Genomic DNA, 21,375 nt, shown 5'->3' with positions numbered 1-21,375 from the left:
TTTATATTTCGTATTTCAGAAGAATTTTGAGATAGATAACAGGACTGTTTTAAACTGTTATTTTTCCTCATAGGATTAGTAAAAATAAGCTGTTAGCTGTATTAAACACAGGTGATTGTATAAATAAAGGTCAATATTTTCTGACAATGATGAGGAAGAGGAACATTCCGTCTCCGCCATCATCTGCAAAAGTCGCTACATTAATTGTTTTGTTCTGAAAAAAAGGCTTCAAAATCAAAACCCTGCATATAGGAGATCTTCCATATGTCATTTTCTTTGACAGCTTTCATCTTATACTGAAACCCCTCACCCCATGTCCAGTTGTAAGTTGCGGTATTACCATCAACAACTACATCTTGCAAGCTGATTCTTTTCCAGTAATTATCCGGACTATCCTGACAATTGCACCATGGATTGGCGCCGTTTCCGAATGGAGGCAATTCACCTATGTACCAGGTAAATGTATTATTACGTAATTTTTCATCAATCGTCAGTCCGAGCCTGTTGTAATTTTCAAGAAATTCTTCAGCAAAAAAATGGGTATCCTTAAGTGCTGAAATTCTTTTTTTGTGCGCTTCCTTATCCAGACCGACATACAGGCTGTCTGTTTCCTGCTCCGGCAGAGGGCTGAAGTCTGCGTTCGCATCATTTGCCTCCACCCATTTATAAAGTTCTTTTGTAAGCGATTCCAGTTCGGTTACAGGTTTAGCTGAATCAGTTTGCACTGTTTGTGTAATGGCTTTACCGGATTGTTCATTACAGCTCATCATACTCACAGCTAACAAGGGAATAAGAGTTTGTGCTATCAATTTCATTTTATTCTTTCTGTTTAAATTAAAAATATGGTATTTGCTATTTGTGGCCTGACAAATTACTGCGGAAAAAGCAATTGCAATATATTCTTTTTGCGACGGGCGGAAACAGGTACCTGTTGCTGATTTTTCAAAATCAGATCCTCCGAGCTACTGACACCTGAAATATACCTTCGATTTACAAGATACGACTGATGGGTACGAAGGAAGAAAGGTGTCTGTAACAGTTCTTCATAATATTTAAGTGGCTTGGATACCAGTTCCTCTTCACCATTATTAAGATAAAAATAGGTATACGGCCCTTCTCCGCGACAGTACATAATATCCTGTACAGTAATTATACGAACCTGATTCAAAGAAGGGAGAGCAATATGCTCGGGTATTTGTTGGCTGGCTTCCATCAGTTGTTGCATCAGTGACAACTGCAATCCGCTCTGAATGTCTTTATTACGTGTGCGATAGCGCTCGAACGCCTGCCTGAATTCGCTATGATCAATCGGTTTGAGTAAATAGTCCAATGCACCGCATTTGATTGCCCTGATCGCAAACTGATCATAAGCAGTAATGAAAACAATGTTCTGTGGAGTATAATCCAATAGCCGGATAATATCAAATGCTGTACCGTCACGCAACTGTATATCCATCAAAATCACATCCGGCCGATGCATATTAATGAGTTGCACTGCAGAAGATACATTGTCACTGCTTCCGACAAGTCTGGTATCTGATTCTCCCGACAGCAGATCAACTATTTCTTTTTCTATAACCGCTTCATCTTCAATAATAACTACTGTTATCATTCGTTTATTTGTTAAACAGCAAATTTATTAATTCTTATCCAAAGAAACACCAGCTCCTTATTATCCTTTTTCTTTTGATTAAGAAAAATTAAAGTTCCGGGTTTTCACTTTTCATTTCTAACAAATTTGCCACTACTCCTATTTCCCTTTACCACTGTCTTTTGTAGCCTAAAAGCTACTTCCCTAAAGATTAGCATAATAAATGTTATCATAGAAATTAAAGAAAACTAACTTTACAGCACACTAACTTTGTGGATACAGCAACTTAGCCCAATCCTAAGCAACAAATACATCCACATGATAAATTTCACTAACATGAAAAGAAAGTATTACATTCTTTTAATTTTGCTGTTGCCTGTTGCAACGCAAGCCTATGCCTCAACAAAAGATCCGATAGTGCAGTCTACCCGATTTCAGCAACGGAAGAACAGTCCCTTTTACAATTCCTGGTTTGCCGGAGCTGGTATAGGAGGACAGATCTATTTCGGAGATCACAATAAGCAGCTTTCCCTGGGTAAACGAATCACACCGAACTTTGATCTGTATGGGGGAAAATGGATCAATGCCAATACCGGTATTCGCGTAGGTGTAAATGGTTTTCAGATCAAAGGACTGACACAAAACGGAAGTCATACTACCGGAGAAGTTTACAATGCAGCCGAAGGACTTGAAAAACAATCTTTCAAGTATGTATATGCTCATGCAGATATCCTGGTCAATATGCACAATATAATAGATGGCTATGATAATGAACGTGTATACTCTTTAGTACCCTATGCGGGAATAGGTGTTATGATGACTACAAATGAACCCAAGGCTACTAAACTAAGTCCTAATCTGGGTGTATTGAATACATTTGTACTTACAGAGAATTTACATTTTACAGCAGATGTACGGGGAAATTTGGTTGCAGATAGTTTTGACGGTGAAGTAGGCGGACGCCGTGGAGAAGGAACATTGACAGTGTCACTGGGTATAAGCTATACCTTCAAAAAACGTACATTTTATAACTGGCGATAATAGTTTCTGCTATATATAAGCATTCTTCTCAGTCTCTTTTGACGGCATCACTTTTTTATGTGATATTTCAATATCACTAAACCGGTGATGTTGTCAACGGATTTTGTTTTATAGTTTTGGAACAACAAAAACCAAACACACACACAAAAAAAGTTATGAGAAAGCTATTATTTACAGCATGTGCACTTGCGAGTGCAAGTTTTGCTGCGGCACAAGGAAACCAGGACTACACTACGCAGACTGGGATTGAAAACAATGCACAAGTCTCGCAAGTAGGTCTTCAAAACCACAACACAATTTACCAGTCAGGTGCGCAAAACCTGGCAAAAACAAACCAAAACGGCTCCAACAACAAAAATGAATCTAACAGTATCGGATTAGACAACAGTATTGATGTAGCACAGATTGGAGTATCAAATTCCAATATGACGAATCAATTGGGAATAACTAACAGTGCTACAGTTGATCAGGATGGATTTTTAAATGTAAGCCGCCAAAATCAACTAGGGATGTCTAATAATGTCGTAACAGATCAGTACGGATCGTTAAACATCAGCACTCAAAATCAGTTAGGGTTTTCAAACAGCGCATCTGTTGATCAGGATGGTTCACTCAATCTGGCAACTCAGACACAGATTGGTATGGGTAACGGTGCTGCTTCTATTCAAAATGGTGTCGCGAACTTAGTTATCCAAACACAGTTAGGCAACAACAACGGAGCTTACGCAAACCAAACAGGTACATTGAATGCGGCAATTCAGACACAGTCAGGAGATGGCCAATCGGCACAGTCTATGCAAAATGGTGTGGCTAACCTTGCTCTGCAAACTCAATCAGGTACTAATAATAATGCTGCAATTACACAGGATGGTATTGTTAATGCCTCAGTACAAACTCAGAATGGAGATGCAAATAATGCTACATCTGTACAAGACGGATTCTTAAATCTCAATTTACAGGATCAGTCAGGAAACGGAAATATTGCAGTTGCTTCACAGACAGGTTCGCTGAATCTGATTTCACAAAGCCAAACAGGAAATACAAATTCTGCATTTGACTTTCAGACAGGTATAGCAAACTCATCCTTTGTGACACAATCAGGGGATCAGAATTATCATATGGGTATTCAAACTGGTATGGGAAATACGATGACCATCTTCCAAAGCAACTAACACTATTCTTTCACACTAACTAAGGGAAAGATTGATGATTTATTATATGTCTATGCTCTAATATTTCATCAGTCTTTCCTGCTTTAATAGAAGTTATGCCTAAATCTATATATCTGGCAGCAGTGTTATACGCAGGAGTTTCCTTCTCAGGAATAAGTGATTCATATGCACAGGAAAAAAACAAAAAACACAGTATAGAGAGTATCAATGCGTCAAATGTTTTACAATTGTTGCATATACTTCCTCAGGAGTCAGATCTTATCAATGCCCAGGCGATAATGATACAAAACGGAGAAACGAATAAGGCAACAGTTTATCTGGAAAATGATATGCTTATCAGCCAGCAGCAAGGTAATGGAAACAACATTTACTATCAGGATAGCCAATATGCAGACCCTGCACATATGTATATTTCAATATTCGGGGAAAATAACACAATCGAAATAATTGGTAGTAATTCTATTTCAGATGGAATGTCTGTTGAAATTTCAGGACGGAATAAAACTGTACAAATGATCAATAAATAGCAAAGGGTGACAGTATGAATCTCAAACAAGTCATACAACTGATTATTTTCAAGTTTCTCCCGGCTATCCTTTCAGCACAGCCTAACGCTAACGTATCAAATATTAAAGCCGCTATAGATGTAAAGCAGACAGAAGATATCCTGGATATAAAAGCAAAAGCAATCAACAATGATGATATTATTCATGGCCTGAATTATCTTTTGATTGTAATCAAACAGTCCAAAATAGGAAATTTATCTAACAATAAGCAAGAAGGAGAATTTGTTATTCAACCCAATCAGGAAAAACTTCTTTCCGGTATATTCTTAAATATTACAAAAGAAGATCAGTTAAAAATCTATCTTTTTATAAGAAATGAAAAGGAGAATATGTTAATCTCAAAAGATTCGGTTTTTATAAACATTGCACCTAATACACAAACGCAAAATTTAAAGCAAACTACCAATATGGCAAATTTAAAGAGAGCTGCCAAAGAAGATTATACTATAAAAGGTATTATGGTAGACAATACAAAAAGCAAAGTCGGAAAAGATTTTTTTGATATGCTCTTCAACCAGTACAGTCAACTTAGTGAAAAATATACGTTTACAATTACGCTTAGAGAATTACCCTCGTTTAGCAATAATGGAATTATCAGTATAGAAGTAGAAGATCTCACCATCTTTACCTTGAGAGCTATACCTAACGAAGAGTATCTGAACTTACAATTGCAACTCTGCCTTCAACAAATCAACAATTATAATAAAAACAGAAATCTGATAAGCAAAGGAATTTAAGCAGTTTATGTTAGATACAAGCAGGTAAGAGTTTTGGCTTATATGTGCCACTCAGAAATCAATATGTTCATAAAACAAATTACACATGAAAAAATACACTCTTTTTTTACTTTTAATATTAGGATTATATGGGATGGGGAAACAGGAATTATATGCTCAGCAATTTGTATATAAGCCTGTTAATCCAGCTTTTGGAGGAGACACATTTAACTATCAATGGTTGTTGAGCTCTGCAAATGCCCAAAACCAATTTGATGACTCCAAACAGCAATCCTATAAACCAGCTACAGCTATAGGAAGTTTTACGGACAACCTTAACAGGCAAATCCTGAATAAGATTTCAAGAGATTTATTCGGAGATGAAACCGGTGAAAAACCAATGAAACCGGGTGTCTATTCACTCGGAACAATGAATATCACCATAGCTGAATATTACGGTGGACTCAACATAAACATTATTGATATCAATACAGGTGAACAAACTGTCATAAATATTCCCAATATATCTTAATCTATATACATTCTTACTTTTAATGCCTATTAGCATATGTATGTTAAATGTAATAACATAAGAAGTCTATATTTTTTTCCTATTCTACTCCTTTTCATATCTGGTTGCAGTGCATTAATAAAAGCACCTACCAGGCAGGAGCCTTCTACATTTGGAGAAGCGACTCCTTATACAAGGATGTTAAGAACGCTTCCTGTTCCCAGGGAAAAAACAATAGTTGCCGTATACAAATTCAAAGATCAGACCGGACAATATAAAGCCTCCGAAAATATATCAAACTGGAGTACAGCGATTCCACAAGGCACTACATCCATACTGCTCAAAGCTCTGGAAGATTCAAAGTGGTTTACAACCATTGAACGTGAAAATATAAGTGATCTGCTAAATGAACGGCAAATCATTAAATCAACACGGCAGGAATATGCAAACCTACAGAATCAAAACGCTGCGACTTCCGCTATACTCCCTCCTCTTCTCTTTGCAGGAGTGATTATTGAAGGAGGTATTATTTCCTATGATTTCAATCTTGTGACCGGTGGAGTCGGTGCCCGTTACTTTGGCATAGGCGGCAGCACTCAATATCGTCAGGATCGTATCTCGGTATATCTGCGGGCCGTATCTACGAATAACGGAATGATACTCAAGACTGTATACACTTCCAAAACGATACTTTCACAGTCAGTAAACGGTTCGTTCTTCCGCTATGTCGATCCCGAACGTTTGCTGGAAGCCGAAATAGGATTTACTAAAAATGAACCCGTACATCTGGCTGTAAAAGAAGCAATTGAGAAAGCCGTGTATTCACTGGTTATGGAAGGATATAAGGAGAATTTGTGGAGGGTAAATGATCAACAGAAAATTGAATTCAACAATCTTCTTGAATCGTATATGAAGGAAAAAGAAGTCCATGATAATCTCAGAATAGATGGAAGAATACTAAATCCAAAAAGAGGTAATCTTGGGTTTTATCTGGGAGCAATTGGTCATACTCTTAAAGGTGATTATAAAAACAGTCGTACCGGGATAGGTCCTCAGGCAGGTATACGGCTATTTATAAATGACAGATTCAGTCTCGGAATAGCACATTCAGTTTTTTACCTGGAAAATAAAGATATTTTTAAGAAAAAATTTAACAGTACCGACCTCAATATGGAATACATTTTTATGCCTGAAGATAACCTGTCACCTTATATCTATAGCGGAATTGTTTTGACAGGACTCAGTAGCAGGTATCTAAGCCCTGTTTATCCCTTTTTTAATATCGGATCCGGAATCGAATATCTTCCGCACAGCAACTTCGGTATCCGCGGATTCGGAGGATACGACTTCGGATTTAAAGACAATATGGATGGTTATGTTGGTGGGAAAAGAAAAGACAATATATTTCGTTTCGGAATTGGTATTCAATACTATTTCGACACAAAAACTAAAAAAAAATAAGAGCAAGTATCATGAAAACATATCTAAAACTCGGCCTGGCAATATTTATCATTTACTTTTACAGCACAGGCTGCAGCGAAGAACTCATTGAGAAAACCGTAACTGCCAATATAAAGGGAATAGTCGTAAAGTCTAAAACAAATGAACCACTTGCTAAGGTGAAAATTACGACATCACCAACCACACAGACGGTCTTCTCTGCTGCTGACGGAACTTTTGAGATTAAAGATATACCTTTAGGTGATTATGCCGTAAAAGCTGAACTAAGTGGTTATGTAATGGAAATAAAAGGGGGCAATCTTACAGCATCAGATCAATCTGTGAGCCTGGTTTTTGAAATGAAAGATGACAAGTCTTTAAACTCTCCGCCTACAGTACCCCAACTCATTAGTCCTGTTGATAATGCTACGAATTTACCTCTTAGCGTTATATTAACATGGAATTGCACAGACCCGGATGAAGATAGTCTCACCTATAGATTGATTATCAAGAACAATAAATCTGGAGATGTTCGCGACATTAGAAATATTAAAAATAAATCTTATCAATTAGAAAATCTGGAATATGGAACAAGTTATTTTTGGCAGATTGTTGCATCTGACAGTATTCACACTGAAGTATTCAGTCCTACATATAAATTAACTACTTCGGAGACTCCTCAAAACAGATTTCATTATGTCAGAAAATCAGGTGATAATTATCTGATTGTTTCCTCTGATGAGAACAATCAATCCTTTAATCTAACTGGTAATCATACAAATTCACTGAGGGTCAGAAAAAGTAATATCGCAGGAGTCATCGCCTTTATCCGTGTCACAGATGGTAATGCCCATATTTTTACAACTAAAGCTGATGGCTCAGCAATATCCAAAGTAACCACAATCCCAATTGCCGGATTCAATATCGCTGAACTGGATTTTACCTGGAGTGCAAATGGTAAAGAAATAGTGTATCCGAATTTTGATAAACTATATAAAGTAAATAAAGATGGAAGTGGCACGGAGATGATTTATCGCACGCCTGACGGAAGCTTTATATCCGAATGTGACTGGAGTAATGACGGTACCAAAATAGCACTGAAGACCAACGATATAAATGGATACAAAACAAAGATATATATTATTGATATATTCGGAAATGTACAAAACAGTATATTGGAAAATGTGAAAGGTGCTGCCGGAGGGATAAATTTTTCAGCAAGCGGTGACAAAATACTCTATACCTATGATATATCGGGATATGAAAGTCAGGATTACAGACAATTGAACAGCCATATTTTTCTCTATAACTTAGCTGACAACACAAAGACAGATTTGTCAGTGTTCACAAAGATACCTGCAGGTTATAATGATCTTGATGCCAGATTTTCGCCGAATGAAGCAGAGGTTATTTTCACACACACATCCAATGACGGAATTTCTCAAAAAAATATTTATAAGATTGGAATAACAAGCGAAACATCCCGCAAATTATTATTTGCAAATGCATGGATGCCGGATTGGGAATAACAAAAAAAAGTATTCACTACTTCAAATAAGATCGTATTGTAAAGCCAGGCGAAGTAATCCCAGTGAATTTTTAATATTAAGCTTTTGAAAGATATGTTTCCGGTGGGTTTCCACAGTATTAAAGCTGATAAATAATTTTTCTGAAATAACTTTACTATTATGTCCATCACAAATAAGCTGAATAATCTGAATTTCGCGATTAGTAAGTCTTCCCAGGATAGTCGCAGCATCTTTAGGTTCTGCATCATTTGAAGAATATGCAAATCTTTCCAGAATACGCCTGCGTAAATCCTCTCCCATGTAGACTTCCCCATTTTGGATGCAGGTGATAGCGCGCTGGATTTCCTGACAACTATTATGCTTATCTATAAAACCACTGATCCCCTGACGAAAGAGTTCATTTACTTTACGCACACTAGTTTCACCGGTCTGGATTAGTATTTTAGTTTTTTGCAATTTTTCTTTTACATGCTTTATAAGCTCACTGACACTGCCATCGGAAAATCTTGTCTCTGTGATAATGAGATCAGCCTCATTCTGTTGAAGCCATAATACAGCTTCGGCAACATTATTTGCAAATCCTGCAACATCACCCCAGCCACTTTTTCGTAATATATTAGCAACTCCTTCAATAGCAATACACTGCTGATCTACAATGAAAATTTTCATTTCTTATAATTTCAATATTAATGACTTAAACCACAACATCTACTGATAAGGAAAAGTTCAAGATCCTGATTAGAATAAAGAATAAATAAATTAATAGTAATTGTTTAGGTTAAAAACAATACTATAGTTAGTGTAAATATTTTTAACAAAATATAATTCAATCTGAAAATCAGATCAATCGTTTCTTAAATATGAAATCCAAATCCGATCAAAAATAATTAAAAAAAATCATTTTTTAAGTTTAAATATATAAATAAGATCATTTTATTTGTTAAAATATCATTAATAATAATTTTTTTTATAAAAACATTATTCTGATTCGAATAGTGGAAAAAAGTAATCTGAAATCTTTACAAATATCACTAAAGAAAATAGGACAAACAGTGGATTATCAGCTATCAGCCTGATTAGTTCCAATCTTTACAAAAAATTATATTTTTTAGAATATATTGGTTATTCATTTACCAATACAATATATATAATTTAGTATGGAGAAAATACAGTGACTACAGTATAGAAAAATGGCCGTAATCTAAAGTTACAGAGGAATGACATTCGTGGCTTATAAAAAAAACAAGGACAGCCCGCAGGCTGTCCTCAAGTTTAGATAATATATCCGTTTTTCTAATTATATCCGGGATTCTGCTTGATCACGCCATTACTTTGTGTAATAGCTGCACGTGGCAGCGGATAGAGGACAAACTCCGGCTTGGCCACTGTAGAGCCCTGATCTATAGCTCTTTTTACATAAAGCCCCCAACGGATCAGATCATCTCTGCGCCAGCCTTCAGCCCACAACTCAAACAAACGCTCATCCTGTACTTTTTCCAGAAACTGCGCTTTATTTAATCCGGCAGGAAGATCCGGAAGGCCTGCACGCTTACGAACCAGATTGATTGCCGTATACGCTTCATCAGTAGGTCCTCCCTTGTCTTCATTTATGCTCTCCGCCAACATCAGCAAGACATCTGCATAGCGATATACCGGATAATCTACGGAGCTGTTCTGAGAGTTGATCTTTGACGGATCCGGAGCAAACTTCATCGGAACAGCGCCAGGATCTCCTTTAGCACGTGCATCCTTATAAATAATATTTCCATTAGCATCTTTACCGGTTGGATATTTTTCTAATATAACAGCCAGACGTTTATCGCTTTTATCAAACTTATCATATGCTGTCCAGCGCATCTTATATCCACCCCATGCAGATAAAGGTATTCCTGACGGATCTTTATAATCGGCCGGTAAAGCATGAGCCAGCCACATATTCGTATATTGATCACCTCCGGTTGCCGTACACACGATAGGAAGTATAATTTCTGAAGAAGCACCTCCTTTATTATTAATGTTAAATAAGTCCTGATAATTGGGTTGTAAAGAATAGCCCATGCCCTTTATCTGATTACCGGCAGCCGCAGCCCTATCCCATTGCTTCTCATGCATATACAATTTCATAAGCCCCGTAAGTGCAGCCGCTTTAGAAAACCGTCCGTAATCTCCACCTGTCCATTTGTCCGGGAGTACAGCTGCTGCTGCGAGATAGTCATCTTCTATCTGCTTGACCATCTGTGCGCTTGTAGGCCTCGCTACCGGATCCGGATATGGATTTGAAGCTATCTTAGCGTCCGTAATAATGGTAAGTGGCCCATAAGCAAAGTAAAGCATCATAGCGTAATTTGCTCTAAGTGCCTTTAACTCTCCGATATAACGTTTTTTCAGATTTTCATCCATAGATATACTTTCCAGATCATTCAGAGTAATGGTAATCCTGGAAATGTAAGGCAGATAACGAGTATAGTGATTCGTTATCCAGTCAAAATCCGGGGTAAAATTAAGTGTAGCCATTCTTTCCCAATTGCCACCATCTCCCCATATACAAAGGCCTTCATCAGTCGATACAAAGCTTTGTACCCTCCACGCATAAGCTGCAGATCCCCAGCCAGCCTGCCATCCATCTCCGCCAGCCAGACCTGTATACGCAGCATTGACGGCTGCACCAATACCTTCCGGAGTTTTCACCACATTATTCAGGTCACCATAGGAGACATAGTCGAGTCCCTTCTCACAACTATTGAGCAGAGCTAATCCAATACATAGAGAGGATATTGCAGCAAATCTGCTCGTGTATCTTTTCATTTTATTTTTCATCACTGTATATCATTTATGCGTATAAGCAACTTTCAATTTAATACTGTTTTCTTTGCTTACACGATGTTAATTTATTAATTAGAATGACGCATTTATACCAAAAACATAGCTTTTTACCATAGGATAGAAATTATCCATCTTAAGTTCAGGATCAAAAACAGGGTATTTTGTTATTGTAAATGCATTCTGTACATCAAATGACATCCGTATTGCAGAAAACACTTTTTGCTTACTGATCCAGCTATTCGGTAATGAATAACCCAAAGTGATATTTCTGGCCCTGAGGAAAGTCGCATCTATCAGCCAATAGGTCGAGATTGACTGATACCCTCCATAAGTACCATCACTTAAAGAAGTAGGTGCTGTGCCGTTGGTATTGAAAATACTCCATGCCTGCTCTGCTGTCGAAATCGCATTCCAACCAAAACCATTCATACTACCATCTCCGGGACGAACGCCCTGAACCGGAGACCAGCGTTTCTGTTTCAGACCGGAAAGATAGATATTCAGATCAAACCCCTTGTATTGAAAGGTATTTCCGATACCAAAATTGAGGGTTGGTTCTTCATTCCCCAGAAAAGTCTTATCGGCATCAGTAATTTTTCCATCAGCCTGACCGGTAAGTTTGCCGTTAGAGTCAAAACCATTAATATCCTTGATAATCACACCTCCCGGTAGCATACCTGGCATATGCGCAGGAGCCTCTCCGGATTTTCCGGTAAAGAAACCATCAGCTACGTATCCATAAATCGGCTTAAACACGGCCTGACTGCCTGTGGCAATTTCATGAGGTTTTAACGCTTTTAATGCCTGCTCTGAACGCTCTAGCCAATAGTTTTTATAATGAGAAAGATTGATTCGTGTAGACCAGTTAAAACCCTCCGAATCATGGGCACGTATATTTTTAGACTCCAGACTAATTTCGTATCCGGTAGACCGGGTCTTGCCGGCATTGCCAAATACACCATTAATGATAAATCCTTGCGGGTAATAAACATATGAAATCAAATTACGAATGGTTTTATTAAAATAATCAACTGAACCGGATAATCTGTTATTAAACAAGGTAAAGTCCGTTCCCACATTAAATTCACCTGCAGTTTCCCAGGTCAGATTTGGATTACCGTCTCTCGAGAGTACAATACCTGAATTAACCGAATTAGTACCAAAATACGCGCTCAGGCTCGTTGTATATAAAGGGAAAGCAGACGATAAAATTGTAGTACCCGGTACATTAAATGCACTGTTACCAGTTTCTCCGTATCCGGCACGTAATTTAAGGAAAGAAACAGTTTTAGCATTTTTTAGCCATTCTTCATCCGACAACACCCATCCTGCAGATACGGCAGGGAAATATCCCCATTTTTTGTTTACTGCAAAGTTAGATGAACCATCTCTTCTTAGCGATGCCTGCAGGATAATATTGTCTCTGTAGGTATAGATCGCTCTGGCGAAGTAAGAAGCCCATGTGACCTCTCTCTTATAAGACCCTACTGCTGGTTTATCAGACTGACCGGCAATCAAGTCATAATAACTACTGGCGTCCGACAAAAAATTTTGATTCCCGGCATTAAATCCTTCCCAGTTTGTTTTTTGAAAAGAATATCCTGCGACAGCATTTAGATGGTGCTTTTCACTTATATTCTTATCGTAATTAAGCGTATACTCTAACAATTTGGATTGTGATTCGGATTGAGCAATCGATGCTGCTCCACTGGATTGACTCCCGTATAGAAATGTTCTGGGAAAATAATTGGAACGCTTGGCATTAGACTGGTCATAGCTGAAATTAGCTTTTGCTTTTAGCCCTTCTATGATTTTCCATTCTCCATATGCACTGGTCAGTACACGATTCGTCTTCGTAAGATCGGTAACGGTTTCATAAGACAGCGGATTAGGAATAACAGCATAGTACGGGCTTATCGGATAGCCTCCTTTATCATCCCGCAGCGGTACATCAGGAGACCAGTAAATGGCTGCAGTAACGATACCGCCGTTTTCATAACGACCATTGGTAACGGTATTATTAGCCAATGAATTAGAAACGATAATATTAGCACCAATATTGATTTTATCAGATACCTGCTGATCAAGGTTTAGCCTGCCATTGTACCGTTTATAATCTGAAGCTAATAATACCCCCTTTTGGTCGAAATAATTACCCGATGCAAAGTAGCGGGTCTTACTATTTCCTCCGGACAAGGAAATATTATGCTGTTGGGTATAGCCTCTGCGGATAATTGCCTCTGTAGCACTTTGTGTTTCTACGGCATTATCTATCTGTTGCTGGGTATATACAGGTACAAAAGGCTTCACAGTGAACGGATCTACATTTCCGTAATACGGGCCTATTTTATTTGTTCTGTACCAGAGTTCTTCTTTCAGCAGATTACGTTGCCGCATATATTCTTTGGTACCAAAGACTTCATACATCTTATCAACGTTCTGAATACCATAGTTACCCGAATACTGCAAAGATGATTTTCCCTCTTTACCTTTCTTAGTGGTAACAAGTACGACACCCGCTCCGGCACGGGCGCCATAAATTGCTGCAGCACTCGCGTCTTTCAAAAACTGAATAGATTCTATATCATTTGGATTGATAAAGTTTAATGGTGATTTATCCACTCCTCCTGAACCGTATTTGGAACCGACACCGCCTGCAAGGTTAGGCTGTCCTGCATTATCATTTACAGGTACTCCATCTATTACATATAATACACCTGCATCTGCAAATGATGGGTTACTCCGGATCTGTACTTTAACACCTGCACCCGGCTGACCGGTTTCCTGTACAACCTGTACACCTGCAGCTTTTCCTTGCAGAGTTTGTTGAAAACTAGAGGCAACACTGCTGTTCAGATCCTTTGCATCTACTTTAGAAATGGCTCCTGTAACATTTTTTGATTTAATAGCTCCATAACCGATCACGACAACCTCTGAAAGCTCCTGATTGCCAGCTGACAATTGCACTTCAAGGTGTGATTGACCTGTATAAGAAATCTCTTTTGTTTCGTAGCTCATATGCCGGATGATCAGTGTCTGACCCGGCAGAATATCAATTGTAAATTTTCCGGATGCGTCTGTCTGAACAACCTTATTACTTTCTTTCACACGCACGACGACATTAGGCAGAGGTTGTCCGTTTTCATCTTTAACAATCCCCGTAACCAATTCTGATTTTGATTGTTTTGCAGCAGTGATAGTTGCAGATGCCTTTTCCTTACGTCGCAGAACAACCGTCTTATTTTTTATCTCGTAAGTAAGTGGTTGATTTTTCACAAGTTCATCAAGCGTCTCCTTTATAGATCCGTCTTTGACATTCATAGTAACAGGTTTAGTACCTTCAAGGTGACTGTTTACATAGAAGAAATCATAACCTGTTTTAGTTTTAAGGTTCTTAACGACTTTTTCAAGCGGGGCATTTGATTCTTTAAATGATATCTTTTGTGCACTTGCAGTTGCCGTTAGCTGAAGAGCTGACATAACGACAAGTACACTCGTAAGATACTTCTTTCCTGAAAAATGGGTGCCTGTAAGTGACAAATTAAGGTGTCGTCCTTTTTGGGCAAATATAGTATTCTTCATAATGGTTTATAATTTAAAAATTGGATATTTTAATTCACATTCCCTGGATACAGGCGAATGCTTCAGACCAAAAAGCAGTCTGCTTTCTCGTCCATGTCTGGAGTTGGGAATTAGTCTCTATGTTTCATATAAGATTAAATTTAGTTTTAGAATAGTTAGTGTGTAGTGTGTGTTTATCAATATTTGCGGATATAAACCCTGTCATTTTTCTGCGTAATTTTCAGAAGACTGGTAGAACCGAGAATATCTATTATTTTTTTTATATCATCTTCCATTCGAATCTGGCCACTCATTCCATCCAAAGGAATAGTTCCTTCATATATTACCTGTATATTATGAAATCGGACCACCTTTCTCATAATTTCATATATATTTTCATTTCTAAATTCAAAGTATCCGTTTTTCCAGGCAATGACTGTCTCCGGATCGACTCTGGTCTTACTGATATAATTGGTCTTATCTACCCGGGATTGCTCTCCCGGTTGAAGTACAATTTTTTGATTTACCTCTACTGCTCCCTCCACTAATGTTGTTTTGATTACAGGCTCATCCGGATAACTATTGATGTTAAAGTGTGTTCCCAGGACTTTTACCCGTTGATTACGCGAAGTCACTACAAAAGGTTGCCGTTCATTCTTAGCTACTTCAAAATAAGCTTCCCCCGTAAGCTCTACTTTCCTCTCGTTTTGGTTTGTAAAACTTAGGGGATAATGAATGGATGAAGCTGCATTAAGCCAAACTTTCGTTCCATCAGACAATATGATCTTAAACTGCCGGCCTCTTGATGTAGCCAATGTATTATAGCTCACCTCCATTTGATCCTTGTCTGATTTCTTATCCCAAATCCGTACAATATTATCACGGGAAACAGAAGTTATAGTACTATCCTGAATGAAACGATTGCGAGTACTGTCCTTCGTCAGATCTATTTCATCTCCATTAGACAGGGTCAAAACGACATTATTAAATCCTTTTGGTATTTGATGTTTATAGTTAGCTGCTACACTATTTCCGTATTCAATGTTTTTATCATTTTTCAAAAACTGCTGTAGTAAAAAGAAGAATAAAAGAGCTGCAGCAACAGCTGCTATCCGAACAAAAACATTTCGTTGATGCTTCCTGTTAATTTTTTTTTTAACAAATATGAACATCTGCTCATTTTTATCCGAAAGATCAACCCCTTCTTCTATATTCTGCTGTCCGTTACACCAGGCATTATATTGAAGCAGATCTTCATCCGAATAATCTCCATTATTAATTCTGGAAATGATAGCTTTGATTTTGTTCTTATCGGTCATTATATGATGCCTTATAATCTGCTCAGCACTTTGGTTATATAAGTAAGAGACATAAGGAATACCTATCCCCTAATCCAATAAAAAAATAATCTATCCAAACATTCTGTTCAGATACAATCTGAGTTTTTTTAGAGAAATTGTCATTTGTGCTTCAACTGTTTTTTCTGAAATACCTAATTGTAAAGCAATTTCCTTATTACTCAGATACTGTTCACGGCTAAGTTTAAATGTTTCCTGCGCACGCACAGGTAAAGAAGCGGTAAAGTCAGTTATGACATGTTTTAGTTCCTTTACTTCGAGAAAATCATCTGTGTGTAAAGGTGTACCGGAAATCGATCTTGACAAAATTTCTTCCTTGCGTTTACTCGTCGCGATCACCCTTATCATTCTATATCTAACAGCCGCCATTAAATAACACTTAAGATTAGAAATATGCAGATTCGATCTGTTCTCCCATAACCAGACAAAGATTTCCTGAATAACATCAGTACATTCATCCTCATCTTTAAGAATATTAAAAGCATAACGATAGAGTACTGTGGAATATCGAAAATAAATAGCATTGAAGGCTAATTCATTATTAGTCTTCAACTCGGCCATCAACCTATGGTCATCCCAATTTTCACATGCTGTCATAACCAATTCCCTTAAAAAATTATTTCCCGATTCGATAATCGCGAAATAACAAAATATTACATTTCTGTACAATAGATACATGCAACCGGTTGTAAACTATTTTAAACCGACAATGTAAAAAGGAAAGCTAAAATACATTTCTTAATGATCGCAATATGCTTCTAGTATAGTTTAAAAGCACTATAGATATGGTAAGCACTATTTCTATTTTTATGAAACGGATAAAATTTAAGATATATACGAATACATAAAAAAGGATTAAATATTTTAAAAATGTAGAAATTAAACTACACAAATATTAGGTAAAAACAAAGATACAACATCTGAATTAACTTATTATACCTGATTTCATACAATGAGATATTACCTCCTAAATACAGAATGTATAAGATCAAAATAAGTCTTGAAGCAAATTGTTAACATGGAGTTTATGATAAGACCGTTATTGTAACACACTAAAGTGTTATTCTCTAATTATAAACATGATTAAAGAAATAAAGGCGCCAATATTCCTTCTTGTAGCAAAAAAAGCATGCTATTTCAAAAGAAATAACATGCTTCTTCATTTCTACAACTAAACATTCTAATTATTTATTCATCTTTCAGTTCATGTTATCATAGCTTAAGAACAAGATCCTGCTTAACCTGATTCCTGTAAATGGTGACAGCCAGTTCACCTGTATAGGCATCTCGTTTGGCAATTCGTTGAAAATCCTCTACTGTATTTATTGTTTCTTTCTGACACGACACAATTACATCTCCAATACGCAGTCCGCTTTTGAAAGCAGTACTGTTTTCAGCCAGCTTTACAACCAATACTCCGGCGATTTCAGGTAGTCCCGCAGCGGACTGCTCACCTAATGTTTCGATAGACTTAAACTCTCCTCCACCCCATTTTACAATCCGATTTTTCAGCTCTTCTTTCTGTATTTTCACCTGCGGTATTTCGGGCTTCACAGCCTTGGCAAGCAGTCTTGGACTTGTAACACCTACATCCGAAGTATTAAAATTCTTAAAACCTGCCGGAATACGACCAGTTACACGGAAGTCACCTGTTGCTGCATTCGCAAATTTTCCGTCAAACAATTCGGAATGTGCATCTACGCCTTTGACCTGATCTTTCTTCAGATCCGCTATATTCGTATAGTAGTTATAATCTACTGTATCCCCCCAATAGTTGACCTGAATATCCTGATGAGACTGCATCACGATATTATTGCGAAATACATCATGGCTGTTTTTGAACCATACATGCGGATGAAATCCATTGTTGACTATCACATTATTGTATACCGTCCTGTAAAATCCTTCCCGAAGCTTTAAACCTCCGCTCAGACATATATTATTATAAATCTGATAATTGGTAGAGCCATCATCCAGATCGATATCCCACCCGTGATCACACTGAAATCTGTTGTTACGTATCAATGTCGGCACTACAGCATCCAAAGTCACCCATTCGGGATGTGCAGCTGCCAGGCGGTTCATTTCCTTACGGTCCGGATGCCAGAAACGGTCTCTTCCCCAGGAGTTGAATGCTCCATGGTCACTCGTCTCCAGTACGGTACGGAATACATCATTATGGGCAATATTATGTCCGCCCCATGTACCGTCCCCAATATTGATACCTGCACGTGGTACTTCATAGATCGTATTATGCAGTACTCGAATAGCTGATGCCATCGCTATCTGCACACCTGCAACCTGCTTTTCGATGAGACCAATATTTCGGATCAGATTGTTACTTGCTTCACAGCCTGACGGATAATTATCTGATTTGGGACCCTTTACCGTATCCATCTCTGTCTCCAGCACAAACTTTTCATAACGGAATGCAGGTGACCGGACAGCATCCGGATTACCCACAAAGCTGATCGCACTTGCTCCTATCCGCTCAATCAGATTATCAGCGATAATGATTTCTCTGTTATAGTCACTAACGAATATAGCATTACCGCCCAGATCATAAAAATCTGATCCGGACAACTCACAACGCTCGGCATATGTGATCAGTACTGCACCTTGTCTGTAGATTGTCCAGTCACTGCGCAGCAAAGGTTCCGCTGTCTTCATAAATGTCGGAGCCGTATGTACAAACTGTATACCTTTCACATGAATATCATGGACCGGGTTTATCTTGCTTCCGGAAAGGGTAATGATATTCTCCAATATCGGAGCTTCCAGCTTTTGCTGTGCCGGATTTACACCTTTGGGAGCCATGTAGAATAAGGTAGATGTTTTCTCATCCAGATACCATTCATTAGCCACATCAAGCTCCTCAAATACATTCTCCACATACCTGTACGTCTCATGCATCTTGCTGGGTCTGTTATTCTGCTGCCCGCCTTCCAGCTGTAAGTTACCATTGGCATCTTTTCCCGTCACCCTGTAATGAAATCCACCCCATCGGCCAATATGAAGAGCATGTACATATGCCCCCTCCGGATTTTTCCAGTTTTTGACACGTTCGGGACTTATAGCATCAGCCGCATATCCATTAAAAGGAAGAACCGAAGGATCATAGTTCGGATATCTCGCACGGATCAGTTGTTTACCATTCGCATACAAACTTTGGAAACGGATTCCTTCAGGCACCTGAGCTGTCCAGATTCCGTTTTCTCCGGATTTCCATTGCAGATTCAAAGGAACTGCACCGCTGAAGATCACCTGCTGACCTTTTGCAGATTGAATAGTAAGCGGAGCATTCTTCGATCCGGACTGTTCACTACCGAGAGAAAGGGGTTTGTCCAAATAATAAACTCCTGTATTGATAATTACTTCTATAGCCCCGCTATAACCGTCTTTCTTCAATTTTGATACAGCTTGCAGAGCTGCTCCGGGACTGGCGTATGGCTTGGCAGATGTGCCCGGATTGCTGTCACGGCCGGATTTAGCCACATAGATTTTCTTTACAGTTGCTGATTGTGCATCAGCCGATTCAGCTCCACATACTCCACATAATATAAGCAATGCAAACAAGCGGGATAAAAAAGTCAACGTGTAGTTCATATTTAAATGTATATATTTTAACTATTGATACAAAGGATTTTGCGGAATATTATTATTCGTTATCTCTTCTATCGGAATAGGCCATGTCTGGTTATACAGACCTACAGGTACAGTCAGAGTATTACCGCGTTGCTGCTGTATACGATTGAATGTATTACTGCGTTTCATGGTTGTCCATGACAGCCCTTCCTGATACATCTCCCAGTCCCACTCCTTCCATACAGCCTGCTGAAACTGCTCTTTACTGAGGTTCTGCAGATCCGGCACATGTGTAGGATCATTTTTATCTATCCGCGCTCTTTTCCGGATTACATTAATATACTGATAGGCCTGTGCAGGTCCGTTTATTGCGTTCTCCGCCTCGGCAGCTATCAGATACATTTCAGCATAACGCACTAAAGGAATGGCATAAGACACCAGTGATCCCGATGGCAATACTCCCCTGTCTATTAATGTTGCATCTACGAATTTATGGAAAAATGGTCTCGCTAATGGTCCGCCGGGAGCCGGGTAGTTAATCATAATTCCCCATGACAACCGCCTGTCACCTTTCGGAAAACTATTGATAAAATTAGCTGAAGGCACTAATGTCGGTGTATATCCGGGTGCAGTACAGGAACTGCCATGCAGAAAATTGCCACCGCGGTCTGCCACATATTGTTTATCCCAGATGGATTCTGTGGTATAGGCTAGTTTATGGAATACTTCTGCATAATCTGCCACAAGCGTAAACCTGTCGGATTTAATAACATCTGTAGATTTTTTCAATGCATCGGCAAAGTATTTCGTCTGATTCAAAGGATTGCCTGCCATGGTGAGATATACTCGTGCCAGAAGCGCTGTAGCAGCCAGTTTATGTGCACGCCCCTGCTGTGGAGCATTTTCCGGAAGATTAGCTTCCGCAAAAAGTAAATCCTCCAATATCTGAGTATACACTTCTACCTGAGGTGTTCGGGGCAGTCTCAGATTGTTATAATCTTCAGCGACTTTCAAAGGCATAGGCACATCTCCAAACAGCTGTACAAGTTGAAAGAAAGCGTAACCCCTCAAAAAACGTGCTTCAGCTGTCAGGTTTGCTATCTGCGTACTGCTCAAAGGTGCATCAGGCAGATATTTTAGGATAAAATTAGCATTTTTGATGACGGCATAAGGGCCGTTCCAGGCGCTACGTGCATTATAATAAGATGGTGTAGGCTGATTGTTATAGATCGGCAAAGCCTGCTCAGCCTGTGCAGATGGTGTTGCATAGAGATCGGTGATCATCTCATGTGTAAATGGAATATATAAGGGCAGGCCGCTATAGATCCCTTTTACAGAAGCTTCATAATTTCCGGGATTCAGAAAAAATTGATTCGGACTTAAGATTGTCTGAGGCTTTTCTTCTAATGTACGCTCGCAGCCCTGTATCAGAAATGCAGTAAGTAATATGAATATGCTATATATCGTTTTCATGTTCTTGAA

General features: G+C 38.5%; 16 protein-coding genes. 7 read left to right on the top strand and 9 right to left on the bottom strand.

Features of this window, described 5'->3' with window-relative positions; genetic code table 11:
* Window positions 1-200 precede the first annotated feature (200 nt).
* Window positions 201-815, bottom strand: a complete 615-nt coding sequence (locus I6J03_RS19200) for a hypothetical protein (protein ID WP_201693906.1) — start codon at window positions 813-815, stop codon at window positions 201-203.
* Window positions 816-871: 56 nt separating this feature from the next.
* Window positions 872-1,612: a LytR/AlgR family response regulator transcription factor gene (locus I6J03_RS19195; protein ID WP_003002753.1), complete on the bottom strand. Its 741-nt coding sequence runs from the start codon at window positions 1,610-1,612 to the stop codon at window positions 872-874.
* Window positions 1,613-1,927: 315 nt separating this feature from the next.
* Here I6J03_RS19195 and I6J03_RS19190 point away from each other — a divergent pair, with 315 nt between their 5' ends.
* The 7 genes from I6J03_RS19190 (at window position 1,928) to I6J03_RS19160 (ending at window position 8,566) form a co-directional block, all read left to right on the top strand.
* Window positions 1,928-2,632: a hypothetical protein gene (locus I6J03_RS19190; RefSeq protein WP_039989441.1), complete on the top strand. Its 705-nt coding sequence runs from the start codon at window positions 1,928-1,930 to the stop codon at window positions 2,630-2,632.
* A 155-nt stretch (window positions 2,633-2,787) separates the two neighbouring features.
* Window positions 2,788-3,804 (top strand): hypothetical protein, encoded by a 1,017-nt coding sequence (locus I6J03_RS19185; protein WP_003002758.1) that lies wholly within the window; start codon window positions 2,788-2,790, stop codon window positions 3,802-3,804.
* Between the two features lie 95 nt (window positions 3,805-3,899).
* Entirely contained in the window at window positions 3,900-4,331 is a 432-nt protein-coding gene (locus I6J03_RS19180; protein WP_003002760.1) for a hypothetical protein, read from the top strand.
* A gap of 14 nt (window positions 4,332-4,345) precedes the next feature.
* On the top strand, window positions 4,346-5,107 hold the full coding sequence (locus I6J03_RS19175) for a CsgE family curli-type amyloid fiber assembly protein (RefSeq protein WP_003002762.1): 762 nt from the start codon (window positions 4,346-4,348) through the stop codon (window positions 5,105-5,107).
* 85 nt (window positions 5,108-5,192) lie between these two features.
* Complete coding sequence (locus I6J03_RS19170; protein WP_003002765.1) at window positions 5,193-5,618, top strand: curli assembly protein CsgF; 426 nt, start codon at window positions 5,193-5,195, stop codon at window positions 5,616-5,618.
* Between the two features lie 177 nt (window positions 5,619-5,795).
* Window positions 5,796-7,058, top strand: coding sequence for a CsgG/HfaB family protein (locus I6J03_RS19165; protein WP_232279592.1), 1,263 nt, complete (start codon window positions 5,796-5,798; stop codon window positions 7,056-7,058).
* Window positions 7,059-7,069: 11 nt separating this feature from the next.
* Window positions 7,070-8,566: a carboxypeptidase-like regulatory domain-containing protein gene (locus I6J03_RS19160; RefSeq protein ID WP_003002769.1), complete on the top strand. Its 1,497-nt coding sequence runs from the start codon at window positions 7,070-7,072 to the stop codon at window positions 8,564-8,566.
* A gap of 21 nt (window positions 8,567-8,587) precedes the next feature.
* Here the strand turns inward: I6J03_RS19160 and I6J03_RS19155 are convergent, their stop codons facing one another.
* From I6J03_RS19155 to I6J03_RS19125, 7 genes are all read right to left on the bottom strand, one after another.
* Window positions 8,588-9,235 carry a LuxR C-terminal-related transcriptional regulator gene (locus I6J03_RS19155; RefSeq protein ID WP_201693904.1) on the bottom strand — a complete coding sequence of 216 codons (648 nt, stop codon included), beginning with the start codon at window positions 9,233-9,235 and terminating at the stop codon, window positions 8,588-8,590.
* A gap of 624 nt (window positions 9,236-9,859) precedes the next feature.
* Window positions 9,860-11,371, bottom strand: coding sequence for a RagB/SusD family nutrient uptake outer membrane protein (locus tag I6J03_RS19150; protein ID WP_157600375.1), 1,512 nt, complete (start codon window positions 11,369-11,371; stop codon window positions 9,860-9,862).
* Window positions 11,372-11,461: 90 nt separating this feature from the next.
* Window positions 11,462-14,971: a TonB-dependent receptor gene (locus I6J03_RS19145; protein WP_201693902.1), complete on the bottom strand. Its 3,510-nt coding sequence runs from the start codon at window positions 14,969-14,971 to the stop codon at window positions 11,462-11,464.
* Between the two features lie 176 nt (window positions 14,972-15,147).
* Window positions 15,148-16,269 carry a FecR family protein gene (locus I6J03_RS19140; RefSeq protein ID WP_003002780.1) on the bottom strand — a complete coding sequence of 374 codons (1,122 nt, stop codon included), beginning with the start codon at window positions 16,267-16,269 and terminating at the stop codon, window positions 15,148-15,150.
* A gap of 90 nt (window positions 16,270-16,359) precedes the next feature.
* Window positions 16,360-16,905 (bottom strand): sigma-70 family RNA polymerase sigma factor, encoded by a 546-nt coding sequence (locus tag I6J03_RS19135; RefSeq protein WP_039989687.1) that lies wholly within the window; start codon window positions 16,903-16,905, stop codon window positions 16,360-16,362.
* A gap of 615 nt (window positions 16,906-17,520) precedes the next feature.
* Window positions 17,521-19,914, bottom strand: coding sequence for a PDZ domain-containing protein (locus I6J03_RS19130; RefSeq protein WP_003002785.1), 2,394 nt, complete (start codon window positions 19,912-19,914; stop codon window positions 17,521-17,523).
* A gap of 21 nt (window positions 19,915-19,935) precedes the next feature.
* Complete coding sequence (locus I6J03_RS19125) at window positions 19,936-21,366, bottom strand: RagB/SusD family nutrient uptake outer membrane protein (RefSeq protein WP_003002787.1); 1,431 nt, start codon at window positions 21,364-21,366, stop codon at window positions 19,936-19,938.
* Window positions 21,367-21,375: the final 9 nt, after the last annotated feature.

The organism is Sphingobacterium spiritivorum (assembly GCF_016724845.1).
GTDB classification, from domain to species: Bacteria; Bacteroidota; Bacteroidia; order Sphingobacteriales; family Sphingobacteriaceae; genus Sphingobacterium; species Sphingobacterium spiritivorum_A.
Note: the sequence above shows the minus strand (reverse complement) of the source record. Positions and strands in the feature narration are given on the sequence as shown.